Source organism: Novosphingobium sp. SG707 (genome assembly GCF_012275515.1).
Lineage (GTDB): Bacteria > Pseudomonadota > Alphaproteobacteria > Sphingomonadales > Sphingomonadaceae > Novosphingobium.
In genome coordinates this window covers 343865-357843 of the sequence record NZ_JAAZQL010000003.1, presented here as the reverse complement: position 1 = coordinate 357843, position 13979 = coordinate 343865, and the positions used below count along the sequence as shown (strand labels likewise).

Annotated in this window: 11 protein-coding genes; 8 read left to right on the top strand and 3 right to left on the bottom strand. The window is 65.1% G+C overall.

Features of this window, described 5'->3' with window-relative positions; all coding sequences use genetic code 11:
- The first annotated feature begins 20 nt into the window (after positions 1–20).
- Both FHW92_RS10385 and FHW92_RS10380 read left to right on the top strand, forming a co-directional pair.
- A complete protein-coding gene (locus FHW92_RS10385) occupies positions 21–707 on the top strand; it encodes a hypothetical protein (RefSeq protein ID WP_168603181.1) in 687 nt (228 codons plus the stop codon).
- The gene (locus FHW92_RS10380; protein ID WP_168603180.1) at positions 704–1987 is read left to right on the top strand and encodes an MFS transporter; all 1284 of its coding nucleotides are present in this window, start codon (positions 704–706) and stop codon (positions 1985–1987) included. The genes FHW92_RS10385 and FHW92_RS10380 overlap by 4 nt, the downstream gene beginning before the upstream one ends.
- Positions 1988–2001: 14 nt before the next feature.
- On the opposite strand, the gene FHW92_RS10375 is transcribed toward FHW92_RS10380, so the two are convergent.
- Together FHW92_RS10375 and FHW92_RS26060 are read right to left on the bottom strand one after the other, a co-directional pair.
- Positions 2002–2964: an autotransporter outer membrane beta-barrel domain-containing protein gene (locus FHW92_RS10375; protein WP_210428443.1), complete on the bottom strand. Its 963-nt coding sequence runs from the start codon at positions 2962–2964 to the stop codon at positions 2002–2004.
- On the bottom strand, positions 2961–5156 hold the full coding sequence (locus FHW92_RS26060) for an ATP-binding protein (protein WP_168603178.1): 2196 nt from the start codon (positions 5154–5156) through the stop codon (positions 2961–2963). The genes FHW92_RS10375 and FHW92_RS26060 overlap by 4 nt, the downstream gene beginning before the upstream one ends.
- 563 nt (positions 5157–5719) lie before the next feature.
- On the opposite strand from FHW92_RS26060, the gene FHW92_RS10365 reads away from it, so the two are divergent.
- Positions 5720–6565, top strand: a complete 846-nt coding sequence (locus FHW92_RS10365; protein ID WP_246870056.1) for a response regulator — start codon at positions 5720–5722, stop codon at positions 6563–6565.
- Positions 6566–6568: 3 nt separating this feature from the next.
- Here FHW92_RS10365 and FHW92_RS10360 read toward each other — a convergent pair whose 3' ends face one another.
- Entirely contained in the window at positions 6569–7096 is a 528-nt protein-coding gene (locus FHW92_RS10360; protein ID WP_168603177.1) for a hypothetical protein, read from the bottom strand.
- Positions 7097–7362: 266 nt separating this feature from the next.
- Here FHW92_RS10360 and FHW92_RS10355 point away from each other — a divergent pair, with 266 nt between their 5' ends.
- From FHW92_RS10355 to FHW92_RS10335, 5 genes are all read left to right on the top strand, one after another.
- Positions 7363–8316, top strand: a complete 954-nt coding sequence (locus tag FHW92_RS10355) for a LacI family DNA-binding transcriptional regulator (RefSeq protein WP_168603176.1) — start codon at positions 7363–7365, stop codon at positions 8314–8316.
- 105 nt (positions 8317–8421) lie between these two features.
- Positions 8422–10164, top strand: coding sequence for a sulfatase (locus FHW92_RS10350; RefSeq protein ID WP_168603175.1), 1743 nt, complete (start codon positions 8422–8424; stop codon positions 10162–10164).
- Positions 10165–10249: 85 nt separating this feature from the next.
- Positions 10250–11170, top strand: a complete 921-nt coding sequence (locus FHW92_RS10345; protein WP_168603561.1) for a formylglycine-generating enzyme family protein — start codon at positions 10250–10252, stop codon at positions 11168–11170.
- A gap of 180 nt (positions 11171–11350) precedes the next feature.
- On the top strand, positions 11351–12442 hold the full coding sequence (locus FHW92_RS10340; protein ID WP_168603174.1) for an HlyD family secretion protein: 1092 nt from the start codon (positions 11351–11353) through the stop codon (positions 12440–12442).
- A 2-nt stretch (positions 12443–12444) separates the two neighbouring features.
- The gene (locus FHW92_RS10335) at positions 12445–13974 is read left to right on the top strand and encodes an MDR family MFS transporter (protein WP_168603173.1); all 1530 of its coding nucleotides are present in this window, start codon (positions 12445–12447) and stop codon (positions 13972–13974) included.
- The last annotated feature ends 5 nt before the right edge of the window (positions 13975–13979 follow it).

Here is a 13979-nt window from a genome sequence, read left to right as displayed (position 1 = left end):
CAAGCATAACGGGGAAGACTATGGCGCTTAAAGGTCGCGCATTCATCATCATGTGGCATGACATCACCGCGCAGGGCGACGATGATTACCACCAGTGGCACACGCATCAGCATATGCCCGAGCGACTGGACCACGCCGGGTTTCGCCGCTCGCGCCGGGGGGTGAACCGGGGGCTGGAGCGCCAAACCTATTTCACCCTGTATGAAGGCGCCGATCTGGCCAGCTTTGTGGCCGATGATTATGCCCACAGCCTGAATTTCCCCACCGAATGGACCCAGTCCATCGCGCCCCATTTCCGCAATTTCCTGCGCATGGCTTGCGAGGTGCTGGAAACCGGCGGGCGCGGGGTGGGGGGTGCGCTGGTGTCGCTGCGCCTGCGCCTGCCCGCCGGGATGGACGAGGGCGAGGGGCATCGCGCGCTGACCCCCGCGCTGGCCGCGATTGAGGCCATGCCGGCGGTGACCTCGGTGCATTTGGCCGCCGCCCGGCCCGATTATTCCGAAATCCGCACCTCCGAAACCGAATTGCGCCCGCCGATGAGCGAGCCGCCCTTCGATCTGGTCATCGTGGCCGAATGCATGGGATTGGCCGAAGCGAGCGCGGCGCAGGGCGCCATGGTCGCCGCCGTCGAGCAGGCCGGTTTCGCCGAACCTTTGGCGCAGGCCTATGACGTGGCCTACACGCTGGAAAAGCGGGACGCGCAATGAAGTCGCAAGTGGGGAAACCGACCCGCAAGCGCTATGCGATGCTGGCGCTGGTCGCGCTGGCTACGGCGCTCAATTATCTCGACCGCACGCTGATGGGCGTGGCCGCCCCGGCGATGAGCCGCGAGCTGGGCCTCGGGCCGGAGATGATGGGGCTGGTTTTCGCCGCCTTTTCGTGGAGCTATGCGCTGGCGCAGGTGCCGGGCGGGATCTTCCTCGACCGCTATGGCACGCGGCTGACCTATGCGCTCTCGCTCTCGATCTGGTCGGCCTGCACGGTGATGCAGGGCATGGTGCGCGGCGGCTGGGCGCTGATCGCGGTGCGCCTCGGGCTGGGCGCGGCCGAGGCGCCATGCTTTCCCGCCAACAGCCGCGTTTTGATCGCATGGTTTCCGCGCGGCGAACGGGCGCGGGCCAATTCGATCTATTCGGTGGGCATGTATTTCGGCATCGCTTTTTGCAGCCCGGTGCTGTTCTGGATGGCCGCCCATTGGGGCTGGCGCGCCTTGTTCTGGATCGTGGGCGGGATCGGGATCGGCTATGGTCTGGTGTGGCATCGGCTCTATCGCGACCCGGCGGAGCATGTGGGGGTCAACGAGGCCGAATTGGCCCTGATCCGCGCCGATGGCGGGGCCACCCAATCCGAACCCCCGCGCCCCTTCCGCTGGAGCGATGTCGCCTATCTGCTGCGCCAGCGCAGCATCATCGGCGCCTCGATCGGCCAATTCGCCACCAATTCCACGCTGGTCTTCTTCCTCACCTGGTTCCCGACCTATCTGGCCAGCGAGCGGCATATGGATTGGCTGAAAGCCGGGATCTACGCGATGGTGCCCTTTATGGCGGCGTCCCTTGGCGTGCTGGCGGGAGGGCAGGCGTCGGACCGGCTGCTGCGTGGCGGTGTCTCGCTGGCCGCCGCGCGCAAGGCTCCGGTCATTACGGGCCTGATGCTTTCCACCCTCATCATTCTGGCCATCTGGCTGGAAAGCGACGCCGCCGTGATCGCGGTGATGAGCATCGCCTTTTTCGGTCAGGGCATGTCCAATCTGGGCTGGACTTTGGTGTCGGAAATCGCGCCCACGCGGCTGGCGGGCCTCACCGGGGGCCTGTTCAACCTCTGCACCAATCTGGCGGGCATCGCCACGCCGATCATCATCGGCATGACGGTGGGGCGGACGGGTTCCTTCTTCATCGGCCTGATCTTTATCGGGGCGATGGCCTGCCTTGGCGCGGCCTCTTATGCCTTTGTCGTCAACCGGGTCGAGCGGCTGCCCAATCCGGAATAGGTGCGGGGAACAGCTTAGAACCGCACCCGCAACCCGATGGATGCGGTGGTGCTGTTGCCCGCCACCGCGCCCGCCGTGCGCGCCACCTGCGTATCCAGCCAGAGCCGGGGGCGGATCTGCCACATGCCCGAGAGCGCCACTTCGTCAAACCCGTCGGGGGTGCGCAGCGGCTGCGGCCCGGATGTGTCGGGCGGCGGGGCGAGTTGCCATGTCGTCATGCCATTGTCGGTGACGTAATGCGAATAGGACAGGCCCAGATAATGCTGCCCCCGCCGCCCCAGCGCGCGGTCCACCCGCACCGAGGCGATGCCCGTCAGCGCCCTTTCGCGCAATTCAAAGTCCGACCATGACAGGGTGGAAAAATCGAACCGCTGATGCAGTGAGCGGGTATAGACATATTGCCCGGCAATCGTCGGGGTGATGTACCAACGCGCCCATGGCTGAAACACGCGGCCCAGCCGCAGCCCCGCCGCAACATAATCCGCCCCCGATGCCACCCCGCTTTGCCGCGCGGTGCCCTGCGCCTGAATCGCGCCGTAAACCTGTCGGCCATAGCTGACATAGGCATCGGCCACCCAGCCGTGCCAATTGCCCCCCGCGCCGATCGAGCCGATGTGATAGGTGGACGGGATCGCCGCATCGGCCTGTTGCAGCGTGCCGCCAAACAGGGTGTAGGCCGCGCGCAGATAGGTCGGCCCCTTGTAACGGGTGATGGCCAGCGCGCCATAGGGGCTGGAGGAGGTGGTGTCGCGGTCGACCACGCCGCCGGTGGCGCTGGCGACCCAGATCGCCTTGGGATCAACGGGAGCGGGATCGGCGGGGGCGGCATCGACCGGTGCGGCGGCGGGGATTTCCAGTCTTTCGGGCCGGGCTGTTTCCGCCTGCGCGGTTTCCGCCTGCTGGGCCTGCGCCGCACCTCCCGTCATCGCCCCGCCCGTCATCGCCAATGCGGCGCCAAGGATCATCCGCTTCATCATGCCGCCTTGGGCATCATGTCGTCATAGAGCGTGGGCAGCACCAGCTTGGCGACAAAGCCTTCCTCGCGCTGCTCCAGCAGGACATCGCCGCCATGCGCCCGCGCGATGGAGCGGCATACCGCCAGCCCCAGCCCGCTGCCCGGCTTGTCCGATTCGATGGCCTGTTCGCAGCGGAAGAAGGGTTCAAAGGCGCGCTCACGGTCCTCTTGCGGGATGCCCGGCCCATTGTCGACAATCTCGGCCACGGCCCCCTGCTCATTCACCAATACGCGCACCCGCGCCTGCTGGCCATATTTCAGCGCGTTTTCAAGCAGATTTCCCAAGAGGCGGCGAATGCCCAGCGGATCGACCTCGACCCGGATCGGGGTGGTGATATCCAGCCGCACCCGGTCGCCCATCACGCGCGCATCCTCGACCGCATCGGCCACCAGCGTGGCCAGATCCAGCCTTTGCCGGGCACCGGGGGTCGATGCTTCGCGGATGAAGGCAATGACCTGACTGATCATCATCTCCATCTCGTCCACCTCGGCCAGCAAGGCGTCGCGTTGTTCATCGGGCACATCCTCCAGCCGGAAACGCAGGCGCGTCAAAGGGGTGCGCAAATCGTGACTGATCGCGCCCACCATCGCGGTGCGATCATCGACAAAGGCGCGCAGCCGGTCGCGCATCTGATTAAAGGCGCGCGCGGCCCGGCCCACCTCGGCAGGCCCTGACAAAGGCACGACATTGGCCGAAGGATCGCGCCCCAGCACCTCGGCGGCGCGGGCAAAGCCTTCGAGCGGTTTGACGATGCGCCGCGCAAACATCAGCGCCAGCGGCACCGTGATCAGCAGCGAGAGCAGAAACCACAGCATCACCCGCTTTTGCCAGCGGTTGGGAAAGGGTTCGGCGCGCGGGGCCACGGCGATCCATGTGCCGTCATCCTGACGCATAGCGGCGACGAAATCGCCCTCGATAAAAGGCGGCGTGGTGAAGGAAAGCGCGCCCTTGCCTTCGCGGAAAGGGATCGGTTGCGGCACGCCCAGCGGCGCGGAATCAGGCGTCGCCGCGCCCGAATCGGCGGCCGCAGGGGCAGGCGCAGCGGGCAGCGATGGGGCGGCGGCGTGAGAGGGCGTGGAGGCTTCGGCCTGCGGGGCGTCAACGCGCGCGGCATCCGGATCGGCGGCGGCAGGGCGAGCGGGGGTTGCGCCCGCTGCGCGCGGCAGATGGATCGGCGGCAGAGCGGAGGGCGGAACCGAGGCCGGGCCGGGATTGCCCAGCGAGGCCATCGGGCCAACCATGGCCGGTCCCATGGGGCCGCCATTCGCGCCGGGGCCTTGCCCGCCGGAGCCCAGCCCCGTTGCGCCGGGCGCGGTGATCCGCGCGGCGCCGCTGGTCTGGCTCTGCTGGCCGCCGGCAGGCGTGGTGGGAGCGGCGGAATGCGGGGTTGCATTGGCAGGCGCGCTGCCTGTGCTATTGGCTGCGGGACTGGCGCCGGGGGCATGGCCGCCCGGAGCGCTTCCGCCCGGAGGACCGCCGCCCGGAGTACCCCCGGCAGGATGATGGCCCCCCGGAGGACCGCCGCCGGGAACGCCTCCTCCGGGCATGCCGCCGCCGGGATGCCCTGCGGGGAAACCGCCTCCCGGAAAGCCGCCACCGGGAAAGCCTCCTCCCGGAAAACCCCCGCCCGGAAAGCCATTACCCGCCGCGCCGCCGCCCAGCGGGCCACCATGCATCCCCTGCGCATGGGCGGTGCCGATGGCGCCTGAGAGCAGACCTGCAAACAGGTCCGAACCCTCAGGGTCGCTCAAGGCCATCGGCCCGCGCGAACCGCCCGCCGGCACCGCCACCCCGCCCACCGGCAATTGCGTGTAAAAGGCCAGGACAACGTGATCCAACCGTTGCCCCAGCCGCCGCGCCAATGCCTCCCGCGAGGTTTCCGACACCAGCCAGCCCGAGCCGCTGATATCAGGAGGGCCTTTCATGGCCCGGATTTCCAGATTGTCGCTTTCCGCCCCGTTTTGCCGTGAACCATGGCCCAGCAGCATCCGCGCCACCGCCTCAAGATCCCAGCGCTGCGGGCTGGCGGGCGGGATCAGCACGGTCAGCGCCAGCGTCGCGCATTGCGCCACGATCAGGACGCCCACCAGCAGTCCGAGCATTTGCAGCCCCAGCGGCAGCGCCAGTCTGCGGCGAAAAGAATATGCGGCCATGCCCCGGCAATTGCCATAGATCGGGGGTGAAAGCGATGCTTCATCGCCGGGCGATCCGGCCCGGTTGCGGGCAAATATCGAGGAAACCGCGCGCGCGGTTTCGTTGTCCCGGCCCCTATCGGCGCCAAGCGGCGGCATGGGGGATGGGGCAGACATGGCCGCGCTATCCCCGCAAAAAGGAGCGGGGGGCCAAAGGCCAATGCCGCCGCCCTGACCAGGGACCGAGCGAAAGCGGGGGGGCGATGGTGCTTTCGAGCGGGATCAGGGCGGCGGACGGAAGCGCGGTCTGGCCGGGACATGCACCAGTGGGGGCGGTTGCATGTCCTTGGGCCGGGCCGCTCGCCGTTCGTTCAGGACTTTGGCCGGTGGCATGGCCCGCAAACGCCTGCGTCGCGGCCGGGCCGGACACAGGGAAGGAGGGCGATGCATCGGTCATGAAGCCAGACTGACCCCGTTCGATTGCGCGATGATTTCGGCCAGATTTCATCGGACGGGGTGATCGGGCGCGAGCGCTGAAAAATTTCTGAAATTCGCGGGCCAGAAAAATGTGGAAATGGCACGGGATGCAGGCCACACACAACGCCATGGATCTGGCGACCAAAATCCTGATCGTTGATGATGACAAGGGCATCAGGACGGTCGTGTCCGAATTTCTGGGCAAGCATGGCTATCAGACAGCCACGGCGGCCAATCCGGTCGAAATGCGCCGGATGCTTGAGGCCGGTTCGTATGATCTGATCGTGCTGGACGTGATGATGCCCAAGGAGGACGGGCTGACCGCGCTGCGCAGCCTTGGGCCCCAAGCGCCGCCGGTGATTATGCTCAGCGCCGTGGGATCGGATATCGACCGCGTGGTCGGGCTGGAAATGGGCGCCGACGATTATCTGGCCAAACCGTGCAACCCGCGCGAATTGCTGGCGCGCATCCGCGCCGTGCTGCGGCGCAAGGCGGCGGCGCAGGCGGTGCTGGATCAGGCGATGGAAATCCGCGCCGGAGGAGCAGAAGCGCCCCCGGCCGATGCCGCTGCGGCCGAAGGCGCGCCCGGCCCCTCGCAGGATCAGGCCGGGGCGACCTGCGCCAATGGCCTTTATTTCGAAGGCTGGCGGATGGATCTGGACATGCGGCTGCTGTTCGATCCCGATGGGCGGATGATCACGCTGACCGAAGGCGAGTTCCGCCTGCTGCTGGCCTTTGCCCAGCATCCGCGCCGGGTGGTGACGCGCGACCAGTTGCTGGAATGGTCACGCGGGGGGGATGCCGATCATTTCGACCGCGCGATCGATGTGCAATTGTCGCGCCTGCGCCGCAAGATGACCGATGCGGGCAGCAGCGGCGTGTCCGAGCTGATCCGCACGGTGCGCAACGAGGGTTATGTCTTTGTGCCGCATGTCACGCGGACGCGCGGCTGACGTTCAGGCCAGGCCCACGACATCCCCGGCCAGCGCGAGATAGAAGCGCGCGATTTCGGCCAGCGCGCGGTCATCCAGCACGAAAGGCCTGCCCGCCGCCTGTTTGCCCCCCGCCAGCCCCAGCGAGGCCGTGGCCAGATCGCGCGCTGTGATCGCGCAATGGTTGCGCACCGGCCCGTCGCAGGCCGCGATCTGAAGCCGCCGGATCGCGCGCAGGCGGGGGCGATGTTTGTGAAGCGGATGGAGATCGGCCGGGGCGGGATTGGCATGGGGCGCCATCGCCCGCAGGAAGGCGCGATATTCGCCGATCAGCAGCGAAAAGAAGCGGTCGAGTTCCTTGAGGTGGTTGCCCGAGACGCGCATCATCACCTTGGCCGCGCTGGAGGCGGCGTTCATCCGGGTTTCGCGCTCGATCAGATAAAGACACCCGGCCCGCAGCGTTTCGAAAGAGCTGTGCAGCGCAAGGGCGCTGGTGTGGTCGAACCATGGTCTGATGGTGTCGGATCGCAGACAATCGGCCTGTCTCGTCATGGCCTGTCTTGTCATGGAGTTTCTGGACATAAGGCTCCCAAGGCAAGCGGGAGCATGACAACTCTCAGCCGACAGCGCTTGACGATGGAGATGCTGCCGGTGGATCATGCCTACATAATGCCGACGGCTTCGTCCAACGCAAATGGCATCGTTTGCGCGAAAGGGCCCCAGCGGTTAAATTCCATCGCTGGTATTATGCTCTTGCCTCTTGCGCATCGCAGGTAAAATGGCGCATCAGCCCGGATCAGCAAAAGGAATGGCAGGCCATGGCGACGATCAAGGATGTGGCGCAGCATTCGGGCATTTCGATCAAGACGGTCTCGCGCGTCATCAATGGCGCGCAGACGGTTCGCCCCGGCGTGCGCGAGAAGGTCGAACGCTCGATCCGCGAATTGAACTATCGCCCGGCGCTGGCCGCGCGGCAATTGGCCAGCGGGCGCAGCTTCATCATCGCGATGATCGCCCCGCGCCTGACCTACAGCTATTTTTCGCGCATCATGGTGGCCACCGCCGATGCCTGCCGCAAGGTGGGCTATCATCTGGTGCTCGAGGTGATGGATGGCGATGACCTGTCGATCACGCTTTCATGTGAGCCGGATGCGGTGATCGTGGTGCCGCCTTTTGCCGACAATCCGCGCGTGCTGGCCGCGCTGATGGATATGGGCAAGCCGGTGGTGCGGATCGCGGGCAAGAATGACGGCATCGGGCGCAGCGTCGAGGTTCATGATCATGCGATTGCGCGGGAAATGGCGCACTATCTGGTCGGGCGGGGGCATCGGGTGCTGGCGATGATCGCCCCGCCGCGCCCGGAAATGGCCGCCGAGGAACGGCTGACCGGCTTTCGCGAGGGACTGGCGACAAGCGGGCTGGATTTGCCCGACAGCCATGTGGTGCGCGCGGGGATGAATTTTGCCGATGGCGAGCAGGCGTTTCGCGATCTGATGGCCTTGCCCCGGCGGCCCACGGCGATCTTTGCCGCCAATGACCAGATGGCGCTGGGGGCGATGGCTTGCGCTCTGCGCATGGGTTTCCGCGTGCCGCAGGATGTGGCGATTGCCGGGTTTGACAATGCGGTCGAGGGGCAGATGTGCTATCCGGCGCTGACCAGCATTCACCAGCCGGTCGAGGAAATCGCGCGGATCGCGGTGGATCTGGCGCTGGACCGGGGAGGCGCGGATGCCAGTTTCGCGCATCATCTGGTGATCCGCGAATCCACTTAAAATACCAGCGCTGGTATTTTCTTGACTTGGCCGCATGGCCGCGTCATTCAGGCTGCGGAAAGATGGCGCGTCGGTGGCGATTCACCGCCGACGCCCTGCAACGGGATGAGGCCGATGGCGAAATTGCATAAAGTGATTCTGGGTGGTGCGGCCTGTTTTGCCGCTGTGGCGTTTCAGTCGGGCATGGCCCAGGCGGCGGCCAAACCAGTCCCGGCTCCTGCCGCTGCGCCCGCCTCCGACGCCCCGGCGCAGGCCCGCCCGCGCAACATCATCTTCGTGCTGGTCGACGATCTGCGCTTTGACGGCATGGGTTTCCTCCAGCCCGGCCTGCTCCAGACCCCCAATATCGACCGCATGGCGCGCGAGGGCACCTATTTCCCCAATGGCGTGACCACCTCCTCGCTGTGCAGCCCCAGCCGCGCGACGATCCTGACCGGCATGACCGCGCGCAACCATGGGGTGGTGGACAATAACAATTCCAGCGAAGATGGCCTGACCTTCTTCCCCAAATATCTGCAGCAGGCCGGGTATCAGACCGCCTTCATCGGCAAGTGGCACATGGGCAATGACACTGACGCCCCGCGCCCCGGCTTCGACAAATGGCTCAGCTTCAAGGGGCAGGGGCATTATTACCCGACCGGCGACATGCCCGCAGCAGCCGTTGCCGCGGGCAAGGCCAATATGTTCAACGTCGATGGCAAGGAAGTCGCCCAGACCGGCTATATCACCGACGAGCTGACCGATTATGCGATGAACTGGCTGGAAAAGGAGCGCGACCCCAAGAAGCCCTTCTTCCTCTATCTGAGCCACAAGGCCGTCCATTCCGACCCGTTGCCCCCGCCGCGCTATGCCCATCAGTATGACAAGGCGAAATTCGCCCTGCCCGCCAGTGCGGAAAACACGCCGGAAAATTACAAGGGCAAGCCGCGCTGGGTCTATGATCAGCGCAATACGTGGCATGGCATTGATTTCTTTTATAATTCTGACATGAAAATGACGGAATACCTGAAATATTACTATGGCACGCTCTCGGCGGTCGATGACTCGCTGGGCCGGATCATGGCGTATCTCAAAAAGAACCATCTGGAAAAGGACACGCTGGTCGTCTTCACCAGCGACAATGGTTTCCAGATCGGCGACCACGGGTTGATCGACAAGCGCACCGCCTATGAGGCCTCGGTGCGCGTGCCGCTGGTGATGTGGGAGCCGGGCACGGTTCCCGCCAATGCGGTCAATACAGGGCGCGTGCGCGGCCTCGATTTCGCGCCCACTTTCCTGAGCGCGGCGGGCGTGAAGACCATGCCCCAGCAGTTCGAGGGCCAGAACGCATGGGGCCTGATCACCGGCGCGCAAAAGCCCGCGCAGTGGAACCCCAGCGACTTCATCTATGAATATTACTGGGAATGGAGCTTCCCCGAAACGCCGACCACCTTTGCCATCACGCGCGGCAACCTGAAGTATATCCAGTATCACGGCATCTATGACCGCGAGGAACTGTATGACATCGGCGCCGACCCGACCGAGATGACCAATCTGATCGACGATCCGGCGCATCTGAAAGACAAGATCACCCTGCGCGCCGCGCTTTATGAGCAACTGGCCAACAACAAGGGCAAGCATGCGATTCCCTATACCGCGCGCCAGTCGATCGGCTCGGTGCGGCGGATGAAGGGCGGCACGGGGGCGGCGCCTTTCCCGGCGGAATGGCTGGTCGAACCCAATCGCACCGACCGCATGGACGACATCCTGCCCGACAGCCCGGCCAAGGGCGCGGCGCAGGCCGCCGGCAAGCCCTTTATGAACGCGCCCACCGTCGATCAGCAGTTCAAGCAGATCCCGGCGAAGTAAGGGCCTTTGCAAGACGCCTGAGCGGCCATAGAAACAAGCGATGAGCAGCGTTCCATCCTCCCTCGCCCCTTCCGTCCGTGAAGGCATGCGCCTTGTCGAAGGCGGTGTCTTCATGATGGGCTCCTCGGCCTTCTATCCGGAGGAGGCGCCGCGCCGAAAGGTGCGCGTGGCTTCCTTCTGGGTGGATGAAACGCCGGTGACAAATGCGCAATTCGCCGCTTTTGTTGAGGCCACCGGATACCGCACCTTTGCCGAAACCGCGCCCGATCCGCGCGATTATCCAGGCATGGACCCGGCGCTGGCGGTGGCCGGATCGCTGGTCTTCACGATGACGGACCGGCCGGTGGATCTGGGCGATCCGTCGCAATGGTGGCGCTGGGTGGAGGGCGCGTGCTGGCGCCATCCGCTGGGGCCGGACAGCGGGATCGAGGAAATTCTCGACCACCCGGTCGTGCATGTCACGCATCAGGATGCCGCCGCCTATGCCGCATGGGCGGGCAAGCGCCTGCCCACCGAGGCCGAGTTCGAATTTGCCGCACGCGGCGGCCTGGAGGATTGCGAATATGCCTGGGGCGATGAGCTGACGCCGGGCGGCGAGCATCGCGCCAACACCTGGCAGGGGATGTTCCCCTTTGCCAACACCGCCGCCGACGGCTGGGTGCGGACCAGCCCGGTGCGCGCCTTCCCGGCCAATGGCTATGGCATCCACGACATGATCGGCAATGTCTGGGAAATCTGCGAGGATTGGTGGAGCCTGCCCTCCGAGGCGCGCCCGCGCAGGAAGAGCGCCTGCTGCGCCATCGATAATCCGCGCGGCGGTTTTCGCGCCAAGAGCCATGATCCATCCGAGCCCACCGCGAAAATTCCGCGCAAGGTCATCAAGGGCGGATCGCATCTTTGCGCGCCCAGCTATTGCCAGCGCTATCGCCCCGCCGCACGCCACCCACAATCCATCGACAGTTCGACCAGCCATATCGGCTTTCGCTGTGTGAAAGGCGCCGACTGAGAGGGTCGGCGTCGCAATTTTCGAGGGCGCCGTGTGCCCCTGATGCCCGATGGTTGACTTCGGGTTAAACCCTGATGACAGGCTTGTCAGGAATAGAAATCATCTATACCGCCTGCAAAACCCCCGCTTGCCCAATAGGTTCGGCATGCGAAATGGCCTTGGCACGTATGAGAGTACTGCATGACCGATACTTCCCAGGTGGCTGACCAGACGGCTGAATCCTCCGAAAGTTCCTCGTCCTCGCCCGCGCGCAAGGTGCTGCCCTTTGTCGGGCTGGCGCTTTTGCTGGGCGGCGGCTGGTGGGGCTGGGACTATTTCACCCATGGCCGCTATATCGAAGAAACCAATGACGCGCAGATCGCCGCCGACACGCTGGCGGTGGCACCGCGCATCTCAGGCTATGTCGCGCAGGTTCTGGTTACTGACAATCAGGACGTGAAGGCGGGGACGCCTTTGCTCACGCTCGACCCGCGCGATTACAAGGCCAAGACCGCGCAGGCATCGGCGCAGGTGGCGATTGCCGAGGCGCTGCAGGCCAATGCGCAGGCCGCCATTGCCGAACAGCGCGCCGGGATCGAACAGGCCCGCGCCCAATTGGCCGCCGCGCAGGCCAAGGCGCAATTCGACGCCGATCAGGTCAAGCGCTTCACCCCGCTGGTGGCCAGCGGGGCCGAGCAGGCCCAGCAATTGTCGCAATTGCGCGCCGCCGCCGACCAATCCGCCGCGCAGGTCCGCGCCCAGACCGCGGCCATCGAGGCCCAGCAGCGCCGCATCGCCGCCATCGAAGCGCAGGCCAAGCAGGCCGTCGCGCAAGGGCTGGGCGGCAAGGCGCAGTTTGACGCGGCCAATGTCGATCTGGACGCCACCACCATCCGCGCCTCTATCGACGGGCGCATCGGCGACAAGAATGTCACGCCGGGCCAGTTCGTTTCGGCGGGCACGCGGTTGATGACGCTGGTGCCGCTTTCCAAGATCTATGTCGTGGCCAATTTCAAGGAAACGCAATTGGCCCATATGCGCCCCGGACAGAGCGTGTCGATCAAGGTCGATGCGCTGGACGGCCATGCGATCAAGGGCCGGATCGAAAGCATGGCGCCCGGCACCGGGGCCAGCTTCAGCCTGATCGCACCCAGCAACGCGACCGGCAATTTCACCAAGATCGTTCAGCGCGTTCCGGTGCGCATCGCGATTGACGCCAATGATGAAACGCGCCGTCTGCTGGTGCCGGGCCTGTCGGTGACGGCGATGGTGGACACGAAAACGGCGCGCTGATCATGGTCGATGCGCCTCCGGTAAAGGCCGATCTGTCGGCATGGCTGGCGGTGGCGGCGGGGACGCTGGGCGCGTTGATGGCGACGCTCGACATTTCCATCGTCAATTCCGCGCTGCCCACGATTCAGGGTGAAATCGGCGCATCGGGCACCGAGGGGACGTGGGTGGCCACCTCCTATCTGGTGGCCGAAATCGTGATCATTCCGCTGGCCGCATGGCTTCAGCGGGTGCTGGGCCTGCGCACCTTTCTCCTCATCGCGGCCAGTCTGTTCACCTTTTTCTCGATGATCTGCGGCTGGGCCGATACGCTGACGATGATGATCATCGGGCGCGTGGGGCAGGGTTTTACCGGCGGGGCGCTGATTCCCACGGCCCAGACCATCATTGCCATGCGATTGCCGCGCGACAAACAGCCGATCGGCATTGCCGCCTTTGGCGTCACGGTCATCATGGGACCGGTGATGGGGCCGCTGGTGGGGGGCTGGCTGACGGAGAATGTCAGTTGGCATTATGCCTTCTTTCTCAACCTGCCGGTCTGTATCGCGCTTTTGCTGCTGCTGATCCTTGGTCTGCCGCATGAGAAAAGTCATCTGGGCGAATTTGCCAAGGCGGACTGGTTCGGCATTGTCGGGTTGGCACTGGGGCTGGGCGGGCTGACGGTCTTGCTGGAGGAGGGGCAGCGCGAGCAGTGGTTTTCCTCGCCGGTGATCCGCGAAATGGCGGTGCTCAGCGCGGTGGGCTTTGTCTGCATCGGCATCGGCCAAAAATTCGCCGCCCGGCCGGTGATCCAGCTCAAACTGCTGCTCGACCGGCAATTCGGCGCGGTGGCAACCATGGGGCTGGTGCTGGGCATGGTGCTTTACGGCACTTCCTATGTGATCCCCCAGTTCCTGGCCTCGGTGGCCAATTACAACGCGCTGCAATCGGGCAAGATCGTGCTGATTTCCGGCGTGCCCAGCCTGTTCATGATGGCCATTGTGCCGATCCTTTTGAAACGGATCGACGTGCGCCTGGCGGTGTGTTTCGGCCTGCTGATCATGGGCGTGTCGTCTTTGATCGATACGGGCATGACGATGGGGTCGGACGGCGGCGATTTCGTCGAATCGCAATTGATGCGCGGCGTGGGTCAGATTCTGGGGATGCTCTTCCTAAGCCAGGCCTGCGTGCGCTCGGTCCCGCGCGAACTGGCGGGCGATGCTTCGGGCCTGTTCAATTCGGTGCGCAATCTGGGGGGCAGCATCGCACTGGCCGGGATTGCCATCATTCAGGACAACCGCCTGTGGCTGCACACAAGGCGGCTGGAGGAAACGCTTCATGCCAACAGCCCGATGGTGCAGGATCAGGTCCGCGCCATGGGCGGCATCCTGCGCGCCGCGCCCCAGCTTGAGGCCCAGCTTCAGCTTCAGGCGCTGGTGATGACCTATAATGATATTTTCCGGATCATGGGTTATGGCACGCTGATCGTGCTGCCGCTGGTCCTGTTGCTGCGCCCGTTTTCCAATGACGCCGCGCCTGACGTCCCCATGCATTGACGAGA

Bases quoted from the DNA above. Each gene is read 5' to 3' on its own strand.
- FHW92_RS10385 (WP_168603181.1), top strand. From the start codon at position 21: ATGGCGCTTAAAGGTCGCGCATTCATCATCATGTGGCATGACATCACC.
- FHW92_RS10380 (WP_168603180.1), top strand. From the start codon at position 704: ATGAAGTCGCAAGTGGGGAAACCGACCCGCAAGCGCTATGCGATGCTG.
- FHW92_RS10375 (WP_210428443.1), bottom strand. From the start codon at position 2,964: ATGATGAAGCGGATGATCCTTGGCGCCGCATTGGCGATGACGGGCGGG.
- FHW92_RS26060 (WP_168603178.1), bottom strand. From the start codon at position 5,156: ATGGCCGCATATTCTTTTCGCCGCAGACTGGCGCTGCCGCTGGGGCTG.
- FHW92_RS10365 (WP_246870056.1), top strand. From the start codon at position 5,720: ATGCAGGCCACACACAACGCCATGGATCTGGCGACCAAAATCCTGATC.
- FHW92_RS10360 (WP_168603177.1), bottom strand. From the start codon at position 7,096: ATGACGAGACAGGCCGATTGTCTGCGATCCGACACCATCAGACCATGG.
- FHW92_RS10355 (WP_168603176.1), top strand. From the start codon at position 7,363: ATGGCGACGATCAAGGATGTGGCGCAGCATTCGGGCATTTCGATCAAG.
- FHW92_RS10350 (WP_168603175.1), top strand. From the start codon at position 8,422: ATGAGGCCGATGGCGAAATTGCATAAAGTGATTCTGGGTGGTGCGGCC.
- FHW92_RS10345 (WP_168603561.1), top strand. From the start codon at position 10,250: ATGCGCCTTGTCGAAGGCGGTGTCTTCATGATGGGCTCCTCGGCCTTC.
- FHW92_RS10340 (WP_168603174.1), top strand. From the start codon at position 11,351: ATGACCGATACTTCCCAGGTGGCTGACCAGACGGCTGAATCCTCCGAA.
- FHW92_RS10335 (WP_168603173.1), top strand. From the start codon at position 12,445: ATGGTCGATGCGCCTCCGGTAAAGGCCGATCTGTCGGCATGGCTGGCG.